Origin of the sequence: Larkinella fluvii (assembly GCF_051857545.1) — a bacterium.
GTDB lineage: Bacteria > Bacteroidota > Bacteroidia > Cytophagales > Spirosomataceae > Larkinella.
Window position 1 is genome coordinate 384,809 of record NZ_JBPZHB010000001.1, and the last position, 23,946, is coordinate 408,754.

The 23,946-nt window shown below is 52.4% G+C and carries 16 protein-coding genes; 10 read left to right on the forward strand and 6 right to left on the reverse strand.

The features are described from left to right. Window positions 1–2 precede the first annotated feature (2 nt). Window positions 3–653 carry a DedA family protein gene (locus ACS5NO_RS01685; RefSeq protein ID WP_439413548.1) on the forward strand — a complete coding sequence of 217 codons (651 nt, stop codon included), beginning with the start codon at window positions 3–5 and terminating at the stop codon, window positions 651–653. A gap of 468 nt (window positions 654–1,121) precedes the next feature. Here the strand turns inward: ACS5NO_RS01685 and ACS5NO_RS01690 are convergent, their stop codons facing one another. From ACS5NO_RS01690 to ACS5NO_RS01715, 6 genes are all read right to left on the reverse strand, one after another. After that, complete coding sequence (locus ACS5NO_RS01690) at window positions 1,122–1,316, reverse strand: cold-shock protein (protein WP_114406921.1); 195 nt, start codon at window positions 1,314–1,316, stop codon at window positions 1,122–1,124. Between the two features lie 173 nt (window positions 1,317–1,489). Further along, on the reverse strand, window positions 1,490–2,758 hold the full coding sequence (preA, locus tag ACS5NO_RS01695) for an NAD-dependent dihydropyrimidine dehydrogenase subunit PreA (RefSeq protein ID WP_439413549.1): 1,269 nt from the start codon (window positions 2,756–2,758) through the stop codon (window positions 1,490–1,492). Window positions 2,759–2,896: 138 nt separating this feature from the next. Next, window positions 2,897–4,234: an NAD(P)-dependent oxidoreductase gene (locus tag ACS5NO_RS01700; RefSeq protein WP_439413550.1), complete on the reverse strand. Its 1,338-nt coding sequence runs from the start codon at window positions 4,232–4,234 to the stop codon at window positions 2,897–2,899. A 109-nt stretch (window positions 4,235–4,343) separates the two neighbouring features. Beyond that, window positions 4,344–5,210 carry a nitrilase-related carbon-nitrogen hydrolase gene (locus tag ACS5NO_RS01705; protein ID WP_191908808.1) on the reverse strand — a complete coding sequence of 289 codons (867 nt, stop codon included), beginning with the start codon at window positions 5,208–5,210 and terminating at the stop codon, window positions 4,344–4,346. Between the two features lie 11 nt (window positions 5,211–5,221). Next, entirely contained in the window at window positions 5,222–6,604 is a 1,383-nt protein-coding gene (hydA, locus tag ACS5NO_RS01710; protein WP_439413551.1) for a dihydropyrimidinase, read from the reverse strand. Then, the gene (locus tag ACS5NO_RS01715) at window positions 6,588–8,096 is read right to left on the reverse strand and encodes an NCS1 family nucleobase:cation symporter-1 (protein ID WP_439413552.1); all 1,509 of its coding nucleotides are present in this window, start codon (window positions 8,094–8,096) and stop codon (window positions 6,588–6,590) included. Before ACS5NO_RS01715 ends, hydA begins: the two co-directional genes overlap by 17 nt. A gap of 232 nt (window positions 8,097–8,328) precedes the next feature. On the opposite strand from ACS5NO_RS01715, the gene ACS5NO_RS01720 reads away from it, so the two are divergent. The 9 genes from ACS5NO_RS01720 (at window position 8,329) to ACS5NO_RS01760 (ending at window position 23,880) form a co-directional block, all read left to right on the forward strand. After that, a complete protein-coding gene (locus ACS5NO_RS01720; protein ID WP_439413553.1) occupies window positions 8,329–8,916 on the forward strand; it encodes an RNA polymerase sigma factor in 588 nt (195 codons plus the stop codon). 105 nt (window positions 8,917–9,021) lie between these two features. Further along, on the forward strand, window positions 9,022–10,032 hold the full coding sequence (locus ACS5NO_RS01725; protein ID WP_439413554.1) for a FecR family protein: 1,011 nt from the start codon (window positions 9,022–9,024) through the stop codon (window positions 10,030–10,032). Between the two features lie 48 nt (window positions 10,033–10,080). After that, window positions 10,081–13,509 (forward strand): SusC/RagA family TonB-linked outer membrane protein, encoded by a 3,429-nt coding sequence (locus ACS5NO_RS01730; RefSeq protein ID WP_439413555.1) that lies wholly within the window; start codon window positions 10,081–10,083, stop codon window positions 13,507–13,509. Between the two features lie 17 nt (window positions 13,510–13,526). Next, on the forward strand, window positions 13,527–15,044 hold the full coding sequence (locus tag ACS5NO_RS01735; RefSeq protein WP_439413556.1) for a RagB/SusD family nutrient uptake outer membrane protein: 1,518 nt from the start codon (window positions 13,527–13,529) through the stop codon (window positions 15,042–15,044). A 154-nt stretch (window positions 15,045–15,198) separates the two neighbouring features. Continuing rightward, window positions 15,199–16,239: an alpha/beta hydrolase gene (locus ACS5NO_RS01740; protein WP_439413557.1), complete on the forward strand. Its 1,041-nt coding sequence runs from the start codon at window positions 15,199–15,201 to the stop codon at window positions 16,237–16,239. Between the two features lie 148 nt (window positions 16,240–16,387). Further along, on the forward strand, window positions 16,388–17,026 hold the full coding sequence (locus ACS5NO_RS01745; protein ID WP_138994373.1) for a GntR family transcriptional regulator: 639 nt from the start codon (window positions 16,388–16,390) through the stop codon (window positions 17,024–17,026). A 545-nt stretch (window positions 17,027–17,571) separates the two neighbouring features. Then, window positions 17,572–20,748 (forward strand): SusC/RagA family TonB-linked outer membrane protein, encoded by a 3,177-nt coding sequence (locus tag ACS5NO_RS01750; protein ID WP_439413558.1) that lies wholly within the window; start codon window positions 17,572–17,574, stop codon window positions 20,746–20,748. A gap of 27 nt (window positions 20,749–20,775) precedes the next feature. Then, the gene (locus tag ACS5NO_RS01755; RefSeq protein WP_439413559.1) at window positions 20,776–22,554 is read left to right on the forward strand and encodes a RagB/SusD family nutrient uptake outer membrane protein; all 1,779 of its coding nucleotides are present in this window, start codon (window positions 20,776–20,778) and stop codon (window positions 22,552–22,554) included. 27 nt (window positions 22,555–22,581) lie between these two features. Then, the gene (locus tag ACS5NO_RS01760; protein ID WP_439413560.1) at window positions 22,582–23,880 is read left to right on the forward strand and encodes a Gfo/Idh/MocA family protein; all 1,299 of its coding nucleotides are present in this window, start codon (window positions 22,582–22,584) and stop codon (window positions 23,878–23,880) included. The last annotated feature ends 66 nt before the right edge of the window (window positions 23,881–23,946 follow it).

Genomic DNA, 23,946 nt, shown 5'->3' on the forward strand with positions numbered 1-23,946 from the left:
CTATGGAATTCCTTCAGTCGGTTCTCGACTTTTTTTTGCATTTGGACAAACACCTGGCCGACATCATCAATGAGTACGGCACGTTGACCTATGCGATTCTGTTTCTGATCATTTTTGTGGAAACCGGATTGATCGTCATGCCGCTGCTGCCGGGCGACTCGCTGCTGTTTGCTGCCGGAGCCCTCGCGGCTTCGACCGGTTCGCTGGACATGAAAATCATGATTCCGTTGCTGATTGTGGCGGCTTTACTGGGCGATAACGTCAATTATTTCGTCGGTAAAGTCCTCGGTAATCAGATCAAAATGCGGGAACGAATTCTCTTCTTCAAGCGGGAATACATCACAGAAACCGAGAATTTTTACCAGAAACACGGCGGAAAAACCGTCATCATGGCCCGGTTTATTCCCATCGTTCGCACGATCGCGCCATTCGTCGCTGGTGCAGGAAGTATGAATTATGGCAAATACATCAGCTATTGTGTAGCCGGTGCCATTTTATGGGTCGTAGGCGTGAGTATGCTCGGCTATCTGTTTGGTAATTTGCCGGTTATAAAAAACAACTTCGAGCTGGTCATTTTTGGCATCATCGGTTTGTCGATTGCTCCGATTATTTTCCAATTCATCAAGTCGAAGGTGAGCCGGACAACGGCCTGATGGCGACCCATCGTTTTTTGCATTAGATCGGCCATCCTTACGGGATTATTGGAATTGATAATCCTTCTTCACCTACAACATGATTCATCCCTACGGGATTGTTGGATTCGATCATCCGTCCTGTAGGGATGAATCATCTTGTAGGGGATAGAATAAGGTAGGCTTAAAATCCCGTAGGAATGAACCGTATTGTAGGGGATAGAATAAGGTAGGCCTAAAATCCCGTAGGGATGAATCATCTTGTAGCCCTAAGCCATTCGATTCGGAAGAAAAAAGAATGGACATACCGATTCGTCCAACGTAAAAACTGCGCTGAAAGCTATTGAAAACCGCTAAATGATTTTGGTGGGAGTAGACACAAGGAGATACGAAAGCAATGAATGCTTGTGTGCCACTTTGCTGGAAAGAAAAAGAGAAAGCCGGTTAGCCTTTAAAAATAATAATCCCTGAAAGCTAACCGGCCGTTGGTTACCGGGCCCGCTTAACGTTCGTTGCATTCAACCCTTTCGGGCCGCGCTCTACTTCGTAAGTGACTTTGTCTTGCTCCCGCAGTTGGTCCTGGCAGGCAGACACGTGAACGAAAATGTCTCCACTTGAGTCATCAGGTACAATAAACCCGAATCCTTTGTTCTCATTAAAAAACTTAACTGTACCCGTTGGCATGATTTTCAAGAATAAAAATTGAGTTGTAAAGTAACGGTTTCTTCCCGGTAGTTTTCACTCTGAAGGTAAAAAAATATGCAAAGTGTGAAAAAAAAGTGTCCAAGGCGGTTCTAAGGGGTTTGTAGCGACAGCTATTGGATTATTTTTTGGCAAAATATTTCCCTTTTTAGTCCTCAATGATCGTTCAACGGGAGGCCGCGCCGTTGAAATTCTTTCCAGTTGACGTATTCCTCCCCCTTCCGTTGCTCCACCATCGTGATGCAATCGTCGACGGGGCAAACCAGTTTGCACAGGTTGCAGCCGACACATTCTTCCTCGATGACGGAATACGTATTGTACGGTTTGCCATGCAGCAGGTTGATCGACTGGTGGGACGTATCCTCGCAGGCGATGTAACACAGCCCGCAGTGGATGCACTTATCGGGGTTGATTTTAGCGACGATGTGGTAGTTGATGTCGAGATCTTCCCAATGCGTGACGGTGGGTACGGATTTGCCAATAAAGTCATTCAAAGTTTTGAAGCCTTTTTCGTCCATCCAGTTGTTGAGCCCTTCGCACAGGTCTTCGATGATCCGAAAACCGTGTTTCATCACCGCCGTGCAGACCTGCACCGTGGTGGCACCCAGCAACAGAAACTCGGCGGCATCTTTCCAGGTGCTGATGCCACCAATGCCCGAAACCGGCACCCGCGAGGTGATGGGATCCTGGCTGATGGTCGTAAGCATCTTTAACGCAATCGGTTTGATCGCCGGTCCGCAATAGCCGCCAAAAACGGATTGTCCCGCGACGTAGGGATTGGGCACCAGCGTGTCGAGATCGACGCCGGTGATCGATTGAATCGTGTTGATCAGCGAAAGCCCTTTGGTGCCGCCCTCCACCGACGCCCGGCCCGACGGCACCACCGAATGGACGTTGGGCGTCAGCTTTGTGATGACCGGAATCGTGGCTTTTTCCATCACCCATTCCACCACCATCCGGGCAATTTCGGGGTCCTGCCCAACGGCCGCGCCCATGCCGCGTTCGTTCATGCCGTGCGGACAACCAAAATTAAGCTCCAGGCCGTGGGCGCCGGTATCTTCCACCTGCGCAATCAGCTCGTGCCATTTTTCCCGGCTGTTGTCGGCCATGAGCGAAACCACCATCGCCCGGTCAGGAAACAGGCGCACGCACTCCGCAATTTCGCGGAGGTTGATGGCCAGCGGCCGGTCCGAAATCAGTTCGATGTTGTTGAAACCCATCATTCGGTTGCCGTTGTAATCGACGGAGGAATAGCGCGACGACACGTTTTTAATCTGGCTTCCCAATGTTTTCCACACCACGCCACCCCAGCCGGCTTCAAACGCCCGCAGCACGTTGTATTTTTTGTCCGTCGGTGGAGCGCTCGCCAGCCAGTACGGATTGGGCGATTTGATGCCGAGGAAATTTGCCGATAAATCCGCCATGAAAGGAGTTGGTTGAGTTTATGGGTTTACGGTTTTCCGTATTCGGTTTGCGGTGGCTGACGCATTCCAGCGAACGCAATGATAATCTGTTGGAAAGCGCGCATCAGCCGCCGTAAACCGAATACGGAAAACCGTAAACTATTTTAAGAATTCCAGAATCGCCTTGGCCCCGTCTTTTCCGGCCTGAACCGCGTCGACGACTTCTTTTCCGCCATTGACGCAGTCACCGCCCGCAAAAACACCCCGGAGGTTGGTGGCACACGCGTCGTTGATGGTAATTTTGCCTTTCCAGTTCTCCAGGTGATTCTCGCTGACTAATTCTTCAAACGGCATTTGACCGGCGGCTTTGATGACCATATCGACGTCCAGCGTCATCGTTTCACCGGTTTCTACGGGCGATCGGCGACCACTGGCGTCGGGTTCGCCCAATTGCATCAGGCTGCAAATCAGTTGGGTAACCTGCCCGTTTTCGCCGATGATTTCCTGCGGAGCGGCCAGCCACATGATCCGACAGCCATCCAGTTTCGCCAGATTCAGTTCGGTTTCCGTGCAGGGCATTTCGGCCTGGGTTCGGCGGTAGACGATGGTTACTTCGCTGGCTCCCAGTCGTTTGGCTTGCGTTGCGGCATCAATGGCCGTCATGCCCAGTCCAATCACGGCCACTTTATCCCCCACCAGTACGGAAGAATACCCATTGGTCCGGATGTCGTAAATAAACCGGATCGCATCTTCGACGCCGTTGAGATTTTCGCCAGGAATGTCCAGTTGCCGGGCCAGCCCGACGCCGACGCCCAGATAAACCGCATCGTAGGTTTGCTGCAAGTCGACCAGCGAGACGGTTTTACCCAGTTCGGCATTATAGTTAATCGCAATTCCGCCCAGTGAGGTGATGAAATTGACCTCATCCTCGCAGAACTGAGGGGTTACTTTATAAGCCGCAATGCCGTACGTCATCAGCCCCCCGCCTTTGCTTTCCTTTTCGTAAACCGTCACGTCAATGCCTTCGCGACTCAGTACGTGGGCGCAACTCAAACCCGCTGGTCCCGCGCCAACCACGGCGACTCGCTTGGTTGTAGACGGTTTTCGCTGAAACAGCGGCCACTTTTCCGCAATGGCTTTTTCGGTAGAAAACCGTTGGAGTTTGGCAATCGGAATCGGCGGTTCGTCCATCAAGTTATAGACGCACGAACCCTCACATAACTTCTCGACCGGGCAGACTTTTGAGCAGCCACCACCCAGAATGTTGGCACTGAGAATGGTATGGGCCGATCCTTTGGGGTTATCGGTCGTAATCTGCCGGATAAATTTCGGAATATCGATACTTGTCGGACAGCTTTTAATACACGGTGCATCGTAACAAAACAGGCAGCGGTTGGCTTCCACCAAAGCCGCGTCGCGTGTTTCAAACGGCGGATGAATGTCACTGAAATTCTCCCCGTACTGTTCTGCCGTTAAGCGATTATTGACAAGAGCCATAATTAAGAGTTATGAGTTAAGAATTAAGAGTTAAAAATTAAAGAGACAACGCAACCGCCGGTGGCCGATGCCGTATCGTCTTAATTCTTAACTCATAACTCTTAACTAATTAGGGTTCAACCAATTTGTTGTACGTCTCCGGTCGTCGGTCGCGGAAGAACTGCCAGACGCTGCGGACTTCTTCGATCAGATCGAGGTCAAAATCTGCAATCAGCAGTTCATCTTTATCTTCCGAGGCCGTCGCGAAGATTTGCCCGCGCGGATCCACGAAATACGACGAGCCGTAGAACCGGCCGAGGTTCCACGGTTTTTCTTCACCTACCCGGTTGATGCAGCCCATAAAATAGCCGTTGGCAGCCGCGTGGGCGGGTTGTTCGAGCTTCCAGAGATATTGAGAAAGACCGGCCACCGTTGCCGAAGGATTGTATACAATTTCTGCGCCATTTAATCCCAGACACCGCGCGCCGTCGGGAAAATGACGGTCGTAGCAGATGTAAACGCCAACTTTTGCGTAGCGGGTCTGGAAAACCGGATAGCCCAGATTACCGGGTTTAAAGAAGAATTTCTCCCAAAAACCGGAGGTATGCGGAATGTGGTTCTTGCGGTATTTGCCCAGATACGTTCCATCGGCGTCGATCACAGCCGCCGTGTTGTACAGCACACCGGCCTGCTCTTTTTCGAAAATGGGAACGATCATCACCATGCTGTATTTTTTGGCGTACTCGGCCATTTGGTCGATGGTCGGCCCCGGAATGGTTTCCGCCGATTTATACCATTCCCGGTCTTGTCCGGGACAGAAATAGGGCGTATTGAAGATTTCCTGAAGGCAAAGAATCTGAACGCCTTTTTGCCCGGCTTCGTCGATCAGCGGCAGGTGTTTTTGCACCATCGCTTCTTTAATTTCCGCAATCGTGCCTTCGCCTTCCGTCAGCGGCAGACTCATCTGGATCAATCCCGATCGGATCATTCGTGGCATAGTGGTATGGATTAAATCGTTCCGCTGACTTTATTTCGTTTGATGAATTTTCCGTATCCTTTTTCAACGAGACAGTCCCCGTTGTCGATAACGACTTTCCCACGCAGCAGGACGGTTTTTACTTTCCCGGTTATTTCCCAGCCTTCATACGCTGAATAATCGACATTCATGTGGTGCGTTTTTGCCGAAAGCATATGCTTTTCGGCAGGGTCGAAAAGGACCAGATCGGCATCACTTCCAACGGCAATCGTGCCTTTTTTCGGAAAAAGTCCGAAGATTTTGGCCGGATTGGTGCAGGCCACTTCAACGTATTTATTCAGCGTAATTTTTCCGGTATGAACTCCCTCGCTGTAGAGCAATTCCAGGCGGTTTTCGATGGCGGGATGGCCGTTGGGAATTTTTGAAAAGTCGTCTTTGCCCATCAACTTCTGTTCCCACATAAACGGGCAATGATCCGTCGCCACGACCTGCACCAGCCCCTGATTGATACCGGCCCAGAGCGTCGTCTGGTCTTTTTTCTCCCGCAGGGGCGGACTCATCACCCACTTGGCCCCCTCAAAATCATCCTCATAGAGCGATGCGTCCAGAATCAGGTACTGAATACAGGTTTCCACAAACAGTTTCTGATTCCGGCGAGTAGCATTCCGAACGGCATTCAGCGCGCCCTCGCAGGTCAGGTGAACGATGTAAGCGGGACAACCGGTGTAGTCGGCCATATCGGCGAAGCGGCCGCTGGCTTCGGCTTCGGTCATTTCCGGCTGCGAAAGGTAGTGGTAGAGCGGGGCGAGTTTGCCTTCCGCCCGGTGTTTGGCCACGAGGTAGTCGATGACGTCGCCGTTGGTCGCGTGAACGGTTACCATCCCCCCTTGCTTTTTCACTTCCTGCATCAGCGCTACCATTTGCCGGTCGTCGATCATCAACGCACCTTTGTACGCCATGAAGGTTTTGAATGATGTAATGCCTTCATTTTCAATCATGTGCTTGATTTCAGCGCGGGTGTTTTCGTTGAAATCAGTGACGGCCATGTGGAAACTGTAGTCGCCCACGGCGGTTCCGCGTGCTCTCGAATTCCAGTCGGCCAGGGCGTCTTTCAGGGAATGCCCCTGTTTTTGCAGAACAAAATCGATGACGGTCGTGGTGCCGCCGTGGAGTGCCGCCCGGGTTCCGGTTTCGTGGGTGTCGCTCGAAAACGTGCCCATGAACGGCATGTCCAAGTGAACGTGCGGGTCGATGCCGCCGGGAAAAACCAGCAGACCGGTGGCGTCGATGGTTTCATCGGCATGAAGCGACAAGTCTTTTCCGATGGCGCGAATGGTTTCACCTTCCACCAGAATATCAGCGACATACGCGTCGGTCGCCGTGATAATCCGTCCGTTCTTAATCAAAAGCGACATGCGGGAGTTCGTTAGAAGGGAGAGGTTGATACGAACGCATCATGACCAGATAAACCAGACCGCTGACCAGAAAACCGACAAACCAGGCGTAATTGTACAGGTGCGAAATCCAGGCCGGAACGCTGTCGGCCGGAATCAGTTGGATCGTGGTCAGAAAACCAGGTACGTTGGGCAGAATGCCCAGCAGTAAAGCGACCAGAGCCGCCGGATTAAAACCGTTTTTAAAGCTATACATACCGGTCGCGCTGTACAATTCGGAAGTGATTAATTGCTGTTTTCGAACAAAGAAATAATCCGCAATCATGATGCCGCCAACCGGCCCGAGCAGACTCGAATAACCGACCAGCCAGGTAAAAATATAGCCGCTCGGATCGGCGATGAGTTTCCACGGGAAAATCAGAATCCCGATGACGCCGGTGATGTAACCACCGGTTCGGAAGTTGATTTTGGCAGGAGCGAGGTTCGCAAAATCGTTGGCAGGACTGACCATGTTGGCGGCAATGTTGGTGGCCAGGGTCGAAATCGCTACCGCAATCATGGCGAGGCTGACGATGAGTTTGTTCTCGAATTTTCCGGCCAGTACGAGCGGGTCCCAGATCGTGGTGCCGTAAATAATCGTCGTGGCCGAAGTGACCACGACGCCGATGAACGAGAACAGCGTCATGGACGGCGGCAGTCCGATAATCTGGCCCTTGATCTGCGCCTGCTGGCTTTTGGCATAGCGGGTAAAATCGGGAATATTCAGCGATAGGGTAGCCCAGAAACCGACCATACCGGTTAAAGCCGGGAAGAAAAAGGCGAAAAAATCGGCGGTATTGGCAAATTTGGAAGGCTGTTCCAGAATAGGCCCTAACCCGTTTCCGGCCGAAATCGCCCAGAATAACAACGCCAGCGCGGCCACGGGGAGAAAGAATGCTTTGAAGACGAGCAGCTTTTTGATGCTTTCGACGCCGAGGTAAATAACGTACATATTGAGCAGCCAGAACAGAAAGAAGCAGATCGCGGGGCCGGTTTGCAGTCCGAAAGAGGCCGGAAAAACCGGGGGCAGCGTTTCCAGGGCCGGTATCCAGAGCCGGAACATCTGGTAGAGCGCAAAACCGCCGATCCAGGTTTGAATGCCGAACCAGCCACAGGCCACGATGGCGCGGAGCAGGGCCGGGATGTTGGCTCCGCTGGTGCCGAAACTGGCGCGCGCCAGCACCGGGAAAGGAATCCCGTATTTGGCGCCCGCGTGTCCGTTTAATACCATCGGAACGAGTACAATGGTATTGCCCAGGAAAATGGTCAGAATGGCCTGCCACCAGTTCATGCCGCCTTCGATAAGCGAGCTGGCGAGCATGTAGGTTGGAATGCATAAGCTCATGCTGATCCACAGTGCCGCGTAATTCCAGGTCGTCCAGGTGCGTTTGTCCACCGGAATGGGAGCCAGGTCTTCGCTGTAGAGCGTGGAAGCAGGACGTGGATGTTGAATTTCGCCGGTACGACTTTGCATAAACAAGCAGCAGGTTAGGAATAGACAGTTTCCCGTTGAATCGGAATGGGTAAGGTAGAAATAAAGCCCCGGATTATCAACTACCGTATACTCACCTGATTTAGGGGCGATGCTTTCCTTTTTCGTCTGATTATACCGGGTTTTCTTCGTAAAGAGATAGGCTTATTACTGAAAAAAATTATATTTTGGCATCAAATTTACTAGCACGCCAAGCGGTAAGAAAGACTCAACGATGCAAAGGGGCGATCAGAATGAAGAGGATATCGGGCTATTTCAGCGTATGAAGCAGGACGATGCGCGGGCGTTCGAAGCGATTTACAACCGCTACTTTCTGAAACTATCCAATACGGCTTTCAAACGCCTTCAGGATCGGGAAACGACGGAAGAGATTGTGCAGGAACTGTTCGTGAATCTCTGGCTGAAGCGCCACCGGCTTCCGGATCTGAAAATTCCCGAAAGCTATCTGCAAACGTTGCTCCGCCATGCCGTGATCGACTGGTTTCGGGCGCAGGCCCGGCAGAATGGTTTTGCGGCCGAGATGCTGGCCCAGCCGGATCGGCAAACCGTCAATGCTACCGAGCAGCAGATTCTTTACGCCGATTTGCAGCAGGCGTACGAATCGACCGTCGGGCGGCTTCCGGAAAAATGCCGGCAGGTATATGCCCTTCATCAGCAGGGGCGGTCGGTGGCCGATATTGCCCATGAACTTCAGATTGCGCCCAAAACCGTGGAAAGCCACCTGCTCAAAGCCCAGCACACGCTGCGGGAGTTGCTGAAAGACTACTCCGCTGTTGCCGTGGCCTTGATGATCTCGTTTTGAAAATTTCGAAAAAATAACAGAAACCGACTAAGGTTTTCCCCCCACTTGTTCGTCTTAGAGGAAATGGATTGGATTTTACCGTCTTAATCTAGTATCCTGGATAGAATGGACAACCGCTACCCCTCTCCCGAATTACTGGAAAAATACCTCGCCGGCCATTGCTCGCCCGACGAAGCCCGGCAGGTCGAGCAATGGTACGACTCGTTTGAAAACCAGCCGGATCTGGCGCAGGCGTATCCGCAAACGCAGCAGCCTGCTTATTCCCGGAAAATTCTGCAACAAATCCGCCAGCGAATAGAAGAAGCCGAACCGAAAGCGGTGCGTAGGCTGCTTTGGGGTCGAAACGGTTTCTGGGCGCTTAGTGGTGTGGCGGCTGCACTGCTGCTGTTAACTGTTGGCCTCTGGCCGTTTCGGGGCGTCGAAACGGGCGAAAAAACCGCATCCGGCGAATCGGAGCGGCTGGAAATGGCGTTGCTGGAGAATACCAGCAAAACCATTCAGCGTCACCAGCTAACCGATGGAAGTGTTGTTTGGCTGAGTCCGGCCACCCGATTGCGGTATCCGAAGACGTTTGCCCCGTCGTTGCGGGCCGTTCAGTTGGAAGGCGAAGCTTTTTTTGAGGTTCGCCGGGACACCACCCGCCCGTTTGTCATTCAGTCGGGGAAACTGAAAACGGAGGTGCTGGGCACGACTTTTAACGTTCGGGCGTATCGCAACAGCCCCCGGTTTGAGGTGTCGGTCGTGACGGGAAAAGTGGCCGTGAGTGTCGCCAATCAGCAGGCGGTTTTGCTAACGGCGCGTCAACAGGCGGTTTTTAATCCCAAAGCCGAATCGCTCGCCAAAACCGGATTGCCCCGCTCGGCCAAACCGAAACTGTGGGAACCCACCACGATTGCCTTCGAATGGGCGTCGCTTCGGCAGGTGGCCGATGCGCTCGAAGACTCATTTGGCGTCCGGATTCACTTCCGCAACCCGGCGCTTCAGCATTGCAAACTCCGGGCTGACTTTTCGAACATGCGTCTGCCCGTTATCCTGAATGTACTCTGCAAAACAACCGATGCAACCTATACGCTCGATGGCCAGACGATTGAGCTCGATGGCGCGGGCTGTCCTTAATGTGCTTTTCTGATAACCTAATTCCAAACCTGTTTCACTAGTAAAACTATGAAGAATCCTTTTTACGTCCCGCCAGGCGGCAGGGCATGGCCGTTTCGGTTGATGTTCTTCCACCTGCTTTTGGTGGTTTTCGTGTCATCGGCCACCTTCGCCGGTGATCGGTCCGGCCAGGACGAACTCAGCCGGAAAGTAGCCCTGAAAGTCGAAAATGCCCCTTTGCGCGAGGTCCTGATGCAAATTGAGCGGAAAGCCAACATCAAGTTTGTGTACAGCAGCCGCATCATCCAGGAGCAGCGGGTGAGCTTTCAAACCCACAACGACCGGCTGGCCGAGGTGCTGGATAAATTGCTCATGCCCCTCGGAATTGCTTACGAACTAGTTGATAACCAGATTGTATTGTCTAAAAAAGAAACCCCTGCAGCCGAACCCGCAGCAACCTCGAATGAAGAAACGACGGAGGTCAGTCAACCGCAATCGGTGGTTTTTTCGGTACGCGGGGTGGTGAAAGAAGCCAGCGGAACTCCCTTGCCGGGGGTCAATGTCGTTGAAAAAGGCACGACCCGCGGAACCAACACCGACGCCAACGGGGCTTTTCAGCTCGATGTGACGGACGGAAATGCCACATTGGTTTTCAGTTCCATCGGGTACAGCAAAAAAGAAGTGCCAGTTGGCAACCAAAGCACGATGGAAGTGAGTCTGGTGTCGGACGACCGGAGTCTGGAAGAAGTGGTGGTGATCGGGTACGGAACGGTCAAGAAAAGTGACCTAACCGGTTCCGTAGGGGCCATCAAGGGTGAAAAACTGCTCGACCGCCAGGCCACAAACATCGGCCAAGCCTTGCAGGGCCGTATTCCGGGCGTCGATGTGGCCGTGATGTCGTCGGCCCCCGGGTATCAACCACGCGTTCGGATTCGGGGGGTCGGTTCGATCAATTCGAGTCTGGAACCGCTGTATGTGGTCGACGGGATTATCGGCGTAACCAATGCCAACCTGATCAATCCCAACGACATTGAGTCGCTGGAGGTCTTGAAAGATGCGTCGGCAACGGCCATTTACGGCGCGCGGGGTGCCAATGGGGTCATTATTATTACGACCAAACGGGGTAAATCCGGAGCGACGCAGGTTTCGTATGATACCTGGGGTTCGTACATCACACCCGCCAAATACATCGGCGTCCTGTCGTCGGACGAATTCATGTCCGTCTATAACAAAGCGTATGATAACGCCCAGAAGTATGATCCCGAAGGGTTTGCCAGCGGGAAATACGTGCGAAATGATCCAAAAAACTTCCCAAATCTGTTCGATAGCAACGGCAGACCTTTGTATAACACGGATTGGGAGCGGGAAATCTACAAACCGACCTGGGCGCAAAACCACGAATTGGGTGTTCGGGGCGGAAGTGAAAAAACGTCGTATAGCCTGGCGCTGGGCTACACCGATCAGGGCGGTTTGATGCTGAACTCCTGGTTTAAACGGTATTCGGCCAAGTTTACGCTGGACACCGACGTGAAGAAATGGTTGAAACTGGGCGGGAGCATGTTCCTGAACCGGACCAATCAGCGCGAAGTAGATGATGCGTCGGGTGGTTTGAACGTTCCGCGGATGGTGATGGAAGCCGTACCCATTCTGCCGATCCAGTATCCCGACGGAAGCTGGGGGCGCAACAAAGACTGGCCGGGGATGGAAGGGGGCGAAAATCCGGTCCGGATTGCGAATCAGCGCATGCGCATTAACCCCAAAAACCAGATGCTGGGGCAAATTTATTCGTTGCTGACCTTTACGCCGGACCTGACGCTGCGCACCAACTTCGGGTATGAACTGAAGTTTGAGAAAAACAACTTCTATTCGGGCCGTGACCTGAACGCGTTGTCGGCCGATCAGAAAGGAACCGCCGATATCTGGAGCAATCAGGAATACTACTGGCAGTTTGAAAACTACCTGAACTACAACAAGACCATCGGAAATGACCACACCATTTCGGCCCTGGCCGGGTTGTCGTGGCAGAAACGCTCCTGGGAACGGTATTTTGCCGCAGCCCAGAATTTCATCGATGATTTCTGGGGGTACCACAACCTTGGCGTTGGAACCAGTTTGGTAAAACCGTCTTCCGAAGATCAGGAATGGTCGTTGAATTCCTACTTTGCGCGATTGAACTACAACTTCAAAGACCGTTATCTGTTTACGGTTACCGGGCGTTACGACGGAGCGTCGAAGTTTGGGGCCAACAACAAATATGCGTTTTTCCCCTCGGCGGCCATTGCCTGGAACGTGAGTCAGGAGGAGTTTCTGAAGCCGGTTTCGTGGCTGTCGAACCTGAAACTACGCGCCAGCTACGGAAAAACCGGTAACCAGGAAATCGGGCAATACCGCTCACAGCAGTTTCTCGGCACGGGCGATGTGTTGCTGGGTGGTGTGCGGCAAACCGGCATCTGGCGCAGTTCGTTCGGAAACCCGGATCTGCGCTGGGAATATACGAACCAGTTGGACATCGGTGCCGACATCGGGTTGTTCAACAACCGCGTCGATCTGACGGTGGATTACTACCACAAAATTACGAAAGACCTGCTGCTGGATGCCCCGATTCCGTGGTCGACGGGCTTGAGTGTGATTACCCAAAACATCGGTTCGGTGGAAAACAAAGGGCTGGAAATCGGGATCAACACCCGGAATGTGGCCACGAGCAACTTTTCCTGGACGACGAACCTCGCGTTTTCGACCAACAAAAACAAAATCCTGAAACTGGGGGCCAACAACGACGACATTTTTCCGGGACCGTGGTTCCTCGGTCAAACCAACATCCTGCGGGTCGGGCAACCGATCGGGTCGTTCTGGGGGCGTAAACGGCTGGGAACCTTCAGCACTTCGGAGGCCGATCTGGCGGCCAAATACAACCGCCTGCCGGGCGATATCAAGTGGGCGGATCTGAACAACGACGGGAAAATCGACGGTTCGGACGAAACCATCATCGGCCGGGCTTATCCCAAGTGGAACCTGAACGTGGGCAATACGTTCCAGTTCGGCAAGTTTGACCTGTCGTTCGACATCCGGTTTGTGATGGGCGTCAACACCGTGAATGCCACGAAGCACTCGGTGGAAGACCGGCAAGCCATCGCCAGCAGTTCACGGACGGTTCTGGGGGCCTGGACGCCGGAAAACCAGAACAGCATGATTGCCGAAATCCGTCACTACAACGCCGGGTACGATACGGCTATGGACGACTGGTGGATGGAAGACGGCTCGTTCATTCGGGGGCAGAATCTGGTGCTGGGGTATTCGCTGCCCACCAAAATCGGCAAGGTCAATTTCCAGCGTTTGCGGGTGTATGCCAGCGCACAGAACTTCTTCCTGGTCTCCGACTATTCGGGCTACGATCCGGAAGCCCTGACGGCATTTGGCGGGCCATTGATTCAGAATATTGAGTTTTTCCAGTATCCCCGACCCCGTACGTTTAGCGTCGGTTTGAATGTCCAGTTTTAATCCCCGAACCTGAAATCATGAAAAAGCAACTCATGTATACCCTGGCGGCACTCGGTTTGACCCTGACGTCCTGCGAGGACTTTCTGAAAGAAGAACCCACGGGGGCACTGACCACCTCGTCGTCGGTTTCCAGCCCCGAAATTGCCCGGGCTTTTGTCAATGGCGCCTATTCCACGATCGGTACCTGGAACAACGGGGGCGGAGGCTGGGGCGGCAACAACGCTTCCCTGCTGGAGTTTATGACGGGCAAAGCCGACGGCAATTCCCAGACCGAAGCGTTCAAATTCTACAACCTGGAATACGACGCCCGGGCGTTTTACATCGACAACTGGTGGTCGGGTTTGTATGCCGGTATTGCCCGCGCCAACCTGGCCATTCAGAAGATCGGCGAATTTACGACCCTGCCTGCGGCCACCAAAACCAACATGATTGCGGAAGCCAAAACCATGCGGGCGTTGTATTATTTTCAGCTGGTGCGCATGTTTGGCGATATTCCTAAAATAACCTCACAAATTACGGAATTGAGTCAGGTGCAGACGAACCGTTCGCCGGTCAAGGAGATTTACGACGAAATCATCATTCCGGACCTGCTGGAAGCCGAAAAATCGACCTTGCCCTGGCGCGACACGGAAGGCAAAATATCGATGGGAGCCGTCAAAGCCATTCTGGCCGACGTCTATCTGACGTATGCCGGTTTCCCGGTCAGAGCGGGTACGCAGGCGTATGCCGAGTCGGCCAAACGGTCCAAAGAAATCCTCGACAATGGCACCTATACCTTGTTTACGGAGTATACAGACATGATTATCCCGGCCAACCGCAACCAGAAGGAGTTCATTTTGCAGGTGCAGCACGAGAAAGACATCCGCCACAACGGCATGACGCCCGTAACTCTGCCGGCGTTTCGGGGCATTGCGGCCTATGCCGATGAATACGGCGGGCTGATTCCGCGGAAGGAGTTTGTCGAAAGCTACGAAAAGGGTGACAAACGGACGGAAGAAAAGCAGTTCTATTACACGTTCTACAAAGGTCATCCGTCGGATTATCCGCTGGGCGACCCGCGTCGCGACAAACTCGAACTGGGCGGTTATTATGTATACAAGTACTTTGACAAACAGGCCGTCGATAGCGATGCCAAGGCCAACATCAACTACACCATTTACCGGCTGGCCGATGTCATGCTGATGTATGCCGAGGCTGCCAACCGGGCCGAAGGCAGCCCCAACGCCCAGGCGCGGAAGGCACTCAACGATGTTCGGGCGCGGGCGAAACTGGCTCCGGTAACGGCAACGGGCGTGGATGCGTTCGAGCAGGCGGTTTGGGCGGAGCGGTATTACGAACTGGCGTTCGAGAGCAAAATCTGGTTCGATATGATCCGGACGCGGAAAGTGCGCAACGATGTAACCAAAGCCTGGGACAATTTTGTGGGCCATACGACGGTGTACGGCAAAACCTTCACCGCCAATCAACTGCTGCTGCCGATTCCGAAGCGCGAGATCGACAACAACCGCAATCTGGTGCAAAACGCCGGTTTTTGATTTTTCCTGACTACTTCCTCACCCTGGCCCCGTTGGTATAATCCGGCGGGGCTTTTTACTGGCGGTCACCCAACCCCTTATTTAACAAACCTTAACTTGGAGAAGGCCAGCCGGTTCATTTACCTTTACCGGCATACTGATAACTATCTTGACAGTGAAATTTCTCCTCGCTATTCTGTTCGTGAGCACCCTGACTGATCCCGTATTTTCCCAACCTTCGCAACGCGCTCTGGGCGACTACACGGTTTTCACCATTCCTTTTCAAGGCGATTCCATCACGTTTGCCGTAGTCGCTAAGAAGGGAGAACTGACCCAGCGCAAGCCCATTTTTCTGTTTCGGCAGGGGTCGTTACCCATTCCCCTGTTTACGATCAATCCGAAAACGAACCGACCGGCTTTGACAGAACTGCCCAAGACCTGCTACGACCACGAAGCGGAGTATTACAGCATCATGGTTGCCAAACCCGGTATTCCACTGGTTGTTAATGATTCGTATTTGGATACCTTGTTCAGCAGCCGGTCGGCTCCCAAAACCGGGATGTATCCGAAGGCCTATCAGTCACGCAATTACCTTGATTATTACGTCGATCAGACGAACGCTGTGCTGCGGTTTGTCTTGAGTCAGCCTTGGGCCGATCCGAAACGGGTCGTTATTGCCGGTGGTTCGGAAGGCTATCATGTGGCCATCAAAACCGCTTATACCAACCCACAGGTAACACATCTGATTGGCTTTTCGGGCAATCTGGAGGGGCGGTTTCAATCCATTTTGCGCGCCGAACGAATGAAAGGGTATACGGGAGAATACACGCAGGAAGAAGCGCAGCACCGGGTCGAAGCCCTGCAAAACGAATGGGCGGCCCTGTGCCGGGATTCCCTGAACACCAGCGCAGTGGAAGGCGATCCGAACCGGACGATGTACTCGTTTTCCCACGGACACAATCCGGATTTTTTACTGACTTTGACCATCCCGATCTGCATTCTCTATGGCACCGCCGACGTGGGGGCAACTTCCAACGATGTGTTGCCGCTGGCGTTTGCCCGGCGGGGTAAGACCAACCTGACGCTCCGGGTTTATCCGAACCACGACCATACGTTCCACAAATTGACCTACGATTCCGGTGGCAAGGTGATTGATAAAGTTTACAACGGCGCTGCCGTCGAAAAAGACTATTTTAAATGGTTAAGTCAGCATTGAGTTCCTGGATAGGGCTCTGACGTCTCTTCATTTGCTCTTTCAGGCCTTTCTTTTATCTTTTTTGCGGCACTCAAATTATTAATTAACTTTACAGTAAATGGATTTTTGTTTACTTGAGAGTACTGATCTCGTTTACATTACTAATCGGATGAAAGAGGATTCACTAGCCAATAAAGCGTATACTGAACTAAGAAGAAAAATCCTGTCTAACCAACTGGTATCCGGAATGCGGCTCAAAGAAGATGTCTGGGCCAGCAAACTGGAAGTAAATCGCATGGCCATTCGGGAAGCACTCACCCGGCTTCTGGGCGAGCAGTTGGTGGTTCTGGGCGAAAAAGGCGGTTTTTTTGTAAAGTCCCTCATCGCTGCCGACATTCAGCAAATTCGGGAGTTGCGGGAAATTCTGGAACTGGGCGCAATCCGGTTGGCCATCCAGAAAATAGATCAGCAACACATCGACGAGCTGGAGCGAATTTGTGAGGACTTTACGTCTATGATTCAGCGTGGTTATTTCGGCGGGGCCTGCGAAGCCGATGTGAAATTCCACGAAACGTTAATCGACAGTGCCGACAACGAAAAACTCCGGAATCTGTACCAATCCGGCAATATTCCCCTTTTTCATCAGAAGTTAGGCCAGGCCCAGACCCACATGGACGACTATGAACTCACGGACATGGAACACCGGCAGATCCTGAAAGCCCTCAAAGAAAAAGACCTCAAACTCGCTGAAGAAACGCTCACCCGGCACCTCATCCGTGGTGAAGTCGCTACCCTGGACCTCGATTGAGGTCTATTTTTTTATCTCCTGATTACCCCCTCTCTCCTCCGACTGCTTCGTTTTGTCAATAACCGCTCCCTTTAGCGATTCTGCCCCTTCTATAGTCCATATTCCACACGCCTGCCACTGAACGCTTCGCTTCGAAAATCCGGCGTATCGATCCGGCAGTTCTGCACAATTCGTATAAACTGAAAAAAAAGAATAGAATATTTTTTTGTTAACAAATTGACTATATATTTGTAAGCATAATTAAGGTGTTTAATACCTCGGCTCGTTTCCTGAATGAGTTCTAATAAACCGAATGCACGTTTCTTTTATGTTCTGCCCTGATTGGATGAAGGTGAACTACCAGAGCATAAGAGCCCGTTAAAGCCATCGACTTTACACCAAGCCGGAATCGTCTGATTCGGGATTTGTTTACGATTCTCTTTTCGAAGTAAGTCTGTATCCATTATTCAGTTCCTGAAAAAGGGCCTGAGCTCGTGAGTTTCCCCGCGTACGATTGCTAAGTAGTGAGTCAAGACCTCTTAATCAACCTCAAAACGTATTGGTGTATGAAAAGAAGAAAGTTTTACCAGATAGGGCCGTGCTTTGTCCTGCTGTTTGCCCTTTTCCTCGGTACACACGGGCAGTTGTCCGCTCAGGACGCCCGGGAAATCCAGGGAACAGTCGTGGACAATAATGGTCAGGCGACCTTGCCCGGTGTTAACGTCGTGATCAAAGGAACCAGCCGGGGAACGGCCACGGGTGCCAACGGGCAGTTTACCATCAGCGCCAAGCCGAGCGACGTCCTGATTTTTTCGTTTATCGGCTACGTGACCAAAGAGGTTACGGTGAATTCGCAAACTACTATTAATGTTAGTTTAACGTCTGATTTGCAGTTGCTTAACGAGGTGGTCGTTACTGGATATTCGAGCCAGCGGAAGAAAGACATCACGGGTTCGGTGGCGGTGGTCGACATGAAAGCCGTGAAATCATTTCCGGCCGGTTCGGCGGTTCAGGCGCTGCAGGGACAGGCTGCCGGGGTCAATGTGATCACGTCGGGGGTTCCGGGGGCGAGCAGTAACATCTTCGTTCGGGGTGTTACGTCCTTCGGCAATACGCAGCCGCTGGTACTGGTCGATGGTATTCAGGCCGATCTGAACAACATCAGCGCCGACGATGTCGAGTCGATTCAGGTGTTGAAGGACGCCGGTGCGGCCGCTATTTATGGCGTTCGGGGTTCCAACGGGGTGTTGATCGTGACCACGAAAAAGGGCAAATCCGGCAAGCCCACCATTACGTACGATGCCTATTACGGCATGCAGATGCCCTTGCCCGGCAATCCATTTGACCTGTTGAACTCCGAAGATTTTATGAAAGTGGTGAAAATTGCCACACCCAATAACATTCTTTTTGCTAACGGAATGCCGGATTATTTGTATGCAGGACCGGGCGTTGCTGGGGTTGCCAAAGCCGGGGATCCGGCAGTTGATCCAGCCAGATATAGTTACGATCCGATCAATACCGCCAATAATTATCTGATTCAGCAAGTCAATAAAACCGGTACCAACTGGTTTCAGGAGCTTTTTAAACCCGCACCCATGACGAGTCATAACCTGACCGCCAGCGGAGGAACCGATAAGTCCAATTATTTGCTTTCGCTGGGCTATATCAACCAGCAGGGAACCCTGATCGAAACGTATATGAAACGCTATTCGGCGCGGGTCAATACGGCTTTTAAAGTGGGAAAAAATATCAGGATCGGGCAGAATGCCAACGTATTTTACCGGGACAGCCCCGGTTTTGGAAATCAGTCCGAATTTGGTACGCTCTCGGCGGTTTATAAAATGATGCCCATCATCCCGGTTTACGACATTAAAGGGAATTACGGAGGTACATTTGCCGGGCCGGGACTGGGAAGTAACCAGAATCCGGTAGCGATGCAAAAGCGGAACATTAACAACCGGTCCAATTCCTGGAATATCGTCGGTAATGCGTATGCCGAAGTGGATTTTCTGAAAAATTTTACGGCACGTACGAGCTTTGGTGCGACGATCGATAACAACTACGGCCAGAGTTTTAATTTTACACAATACGAGAATAAACAGGGAAACAGCAGTCCGAACAGTTATTCGGAGAATGCCAGTTTTAACAGCACACTAACGTGGACCAACACGCTCAAATACGAGACCCAGCTTGGTAAACATTCAATTCAGGCGTTGATCGGTTCGGAAGCCATTAAAAGCTCCGGTCGGGGTGTTGGCGGGAGTTCGCAGCGGTTTTTCTCCACGAATTATGACTACCTGGTTCTGGGGAATGGAACCACGGGCGTTACCAATTTCAGCAATGCCTACATCAACAGCCTGTTTTCAATTTTCGGCCGGGTTGATTACGCCTACAACGACAAGTATTTGATTGGTGCCACCATTCGCCGGGACGGTTCTTCCCGCTTCGGTAGCGAAAAACGGTATGGTGTCTTTCCGTCGGTTTCGCTGGGCTGGCGGGTTTCCAACGAAGCCTTCATGAAAGACATAAGCTGGCTGAGTGACCTGAAAATCAGGGGAAGTTACGGTATTCTGGGTTCTCAGAACAACGTGGCACCCGAAAATGCCTTCAGCTTGTACGGGGGTGGTTATGGCACGGCGTATTACGACATCGCCGGAACCAGCAATACCGTTCAACAAGGATTTATCCAAACCCGGATTGGTAATCCGAATGCGGGCTGGGAGGAAAACATCGTCTCTAACCTGGGCTTTGACGCCAGTCTGTTCAACAACAAACTGGACGTTTCGGTTGAATATTACAAGAAATCCATCAATGGATTGTTGTTCACGCAGCCGCTGCCAGCCACGGTTGGCGGTGCAACAGCACCCGTGGTCAATATTGGCGATATCCAAAACAAGGGGGTCGACGCGTCCTTGACCTACCGCGGGACGATTGCCAACGCACTACAGTTTTCGGTTGGAGCCAACATTACCTCGTATAAAAATCTCGTGGTCGATATTCCGAATCCGGGCTATTTCGAGGTGTCGAGTTTGCAGGGCATGGGCAATCTGGTCCGGAATCAGGAAGGGCAGGCCGTTAGTTCATTCTTTGGCTATGACGTTCTCGGCCTGTTCAATTCGGCGAGCGAAGTGTCCGAATCGCCCGCGCAAAGTGGTGCCGCTCCGGGCCGTTTTAAATACCGCGATGTCAACGGCGATGGCGTGATTACGCCCGCTGATCGCACTTTTTTGGGTAGTCCGAATCCGGATTTTACGTACGGAATTAACCTCGGATTAAATTACAAAGGATTTGATCTGTCCACTATTTTTTACGGATCGCAGGGGAATGAAATCGTCAATACCATTCGGTCTTATACCCATTTTTATGCGGGTTATGTTGGAAATAAAAGTAATGTTTTGCTGAATGCGTGGACACCGACAAATACGAATACAACCGTCCCGGTCATTGAAACCGGTACATCGTTAAGCACATCCGGTGCCTTGAATTCTTACTTTGTGGAGGACGGTTCTTACCTGCGAATGCGGTCCTTAATTCTCGGTTATACGCTAAAACCAACGCTTTTACAAAAAGCGGGCATTGGTAAACTGAGGGTCTATGCGCAGGCGGCTAACCTGTTTACGATTACCAAATACACCGGACTGGATCCGGAGTTAGGCGGTAGCAGCTCGGCTTTTGGGGTCGACTTTGGGAATTATCCGAACAACCAGCGGAATTTTCTTTTCGGCGTTAATCTATCCTTTTAAAACACCTCCTGTTAAAAAATAGAAATCATGAAAAGAAGTTATCTAAAACCGGTTTTAACAGGCTGTCTGGTATCGCTTTTGTCGTTGTCAGCCTGTACGGAAGAGTATCTGGAAAAACAACCCATCGGTTCGATCAGCGAAAGTACCCTGGCGAATAAGTCCGGCATTAAAGGGGTTCTGATCGGGGCCTACTCACTACTCGATGGCGTAGGCGCCACGGGCGGAAGTTTCTGGAGCAGCCCGACGGTTTTGTCGAGTATGGCGTCCGACGATGCGCACGTGGGAACGGAGCCGAACGGTTTGCTGGCTTCCTACGAAGCTTATACCCACGATCCGACCAGTTCGTCGACCAACGAACGCTGGCAGTTTCTGTATGCCGCCGTTCAGCGAACCAACGATGTCCTGCGTTTACTACCCAAGGTTACCGAATTAACGGCCGACGAAGCGGCCCAAACCAAGGCCGAAGCCATCTTTCTGCGGGGCGTTTATCATTTTGAAGCGGCCAAACTGTGGCGCAATGTACCGTTCGTGGATGAGTCGATTGGCTATGATGCCGGGAATTACAACGTTTCGAATACCGACCCCATCTGGCCCAAAATTGAAGCGGATTTCAAATACGCGGCTGACAACCTGACGCCGACTAAATCCGACGTCGGTCGGGCCAACAAATGGGCCGCCAAAGCTTTTCTGGCAAAGGTGTATATGTTCCAGCAAAAATTCACCGAAGCCAAACCGTTGCTGGCTGAAATCATCGCCAGTGGCGTAACGTCCAACGGGAAAAAATATGCGCTGGCGGAACAGTATTTCGACAATTTCAGAACCGACAAAAAGCACGGACCCGAAGCGGTTTTTACCGTTCAGATGTCGGTTTATGACGGAGCCAATGGTTCCAACGGGAATGCCGCCGATATGTATAACGGCCCGTTTGGTGGTCCGCCATCGTGTTGCTATGGCTGGTTGCAGCCCTCGTTCGACCTGGTGAATGCCTACCAAACTGATGCCAACGGGTTGCCGCTGATCGATTCGTACAATAAAAACCTGGTTACCAACGATCAGGGGTTGCAATCGTCGGCAGCGTTTACACCTTATGCCGGTACGCTCGACGCCCGGCTGGACTGGGTGGTGGGTCGCCGGGGCATACCGTATCTGGATTGGGGCATTCATCCGGGCATGGCCTGGATTCGGCAGCAGAATACCGGTGGGCCGTATAGCGTCATCAAAAACATTGCCTGGCAGGCCCGCATTGCCACCGATCGCGAAAATGCGAACACCAACAATCCTTACAGCCTGATTCGTTTTGCGGATGTATTGCTCTGGGCGGCTGAGGTCGAAGTGGAGATCGGGAGTCTGGCACAGGCGGAAGCCTACGTCAACCAGATTCGGGCGCGGGCGGCCAATCCGGCGGGTTTTGTGAAGAAATACATCGACAATGCGGCCCCGTTGAAAGGGTTCACCAACGAACCGGCAGCGAACTACAAGGTGGGACTCTATACCGGCCAGTTTGTTCAGAAAGGCAAGGAGTTTGCCCGGGAAGCCGTCCGGTTTGAACGGAAACTCGAACTGGCGCTCGAACACCACCGGTTTTTCGATCTGCAACGCTACGACAACGGCACCGGGTATATGGCGACGCTTTTGAACAACTACCTGAAGTACGAAGCGGCCGTTCCCAAGTACTTTAATCAGGATTACATGAAAGGCGCTTTTTTCACGAAAGGAAAGAACGAACTTTATCCCATTCCGCAGGCTCAGATTGATTTGAGCACCACGGAAGGGAAGCCGACACTCAAACAAAATCCGGGGTATTGAATCTGATTTATTCTGACTATTTCCGCTATGACTAACTCCAACAGCAACCCGCAGGCTTCGTCCGGAGAATCGGACGGGACGCCACTGAACCCAAAGGAAACCAGTCCTTTCAACCGCCGTTCGTTTCTGCAATCGCTTGGGCTGGGTGTTACCGCCCTGGGCGTTTTGCCGGGCTGTTCGACCGGAAAGCAACCCGCACAGGCCGCTGCCGGAAAACCGGCCATTCAGGGCTTTGAACGGACGCAGGAAACCGCCAGCGCGGCCAAAAAGTGGGTGCCGGTTTCGGATCGCAAAATCCGGGTCGGCATTGTCGGCTACGGTCTTTGTAAATTCGGGGCGGAGTTTGGTTTCCAGAACCATCCCAACGTCGAGATTGTGGCGGTGAGCGATCTGTTTCCCGACCGTTGCGCCCAGTTGGCCAAAGCCTGCAAGTGCACGAAAACGTATCCGTCGCTCGAAGAAATGGTGAAAGACGATACGATTGAAGCGGTTTTTATCGCTACCGACGCGCCGAGCCACGCTAAACACGCGATCCTGGCGCTGCAACACGGCAAACACGTGGCCACGGCGGTTCCGGCGGTTTTTGGATCACTGGAAGATGCCGACCGGCTGTATGAAGCGGTGAAAGCCAGCGGCAAAAAATACATGATGTTCGAAACGTCCTGTTTTCACGAGGATCTGTACGCCATGCGCCAGATTTACAACGCGGGCGGTTTGGGCAAACTCGTTTATTCGGAAGGCGAATATTATCACTACATGGACGATCCGCTGCCATCCTACAAAGAATGGCGCGTCGGTTTGCCTCCGCAATACTATCCGACCCACTCCAACGCGTATTATGTGGGCGTCACCAACGGCAGTTTCACCGAAGTTTCCTGTCTGGGTATACCGAGTATTTCCAAGCAAATGCAACCCGGCAGCAACCGGTACAACAACCCGTTTGGCTCCGAAATTGCGATGTTCCGCACCAGTGAAGGCGGTTCGTCACGGATGGCGGTGAGTTGGGACACGCCGGGCGACCACGGTGAACGGGGCCGTGTTCGCGGACAGAAAGGATCGTTCTACGGCAAATACGAAGGGCTGGAGAAAAACCTGCCCGATCTGATTCGGCCCGCCCTGCCCCCCGGGGTCGAATCGGGCGGTCACGGTGGCTCGCACGGACGGCTGACGGACGAATTTCTGACGGCCATTTTGCAGGATCGACATCCGCTTGTCAACATCGTCATGGCGCTGAACCTGACGGTTTCGGGCATCGTCGCCCACCAGTCGGCCCTGAAAAACGGCGAGACGCTGAAGATTCCGCAGTATAAACTGTGGAATGTGTAAAGTTTGACTAATCCTAACCCTTAACGCCCCTAAATCCCCTAAAGGGGACTTGGACGTCGAAACATC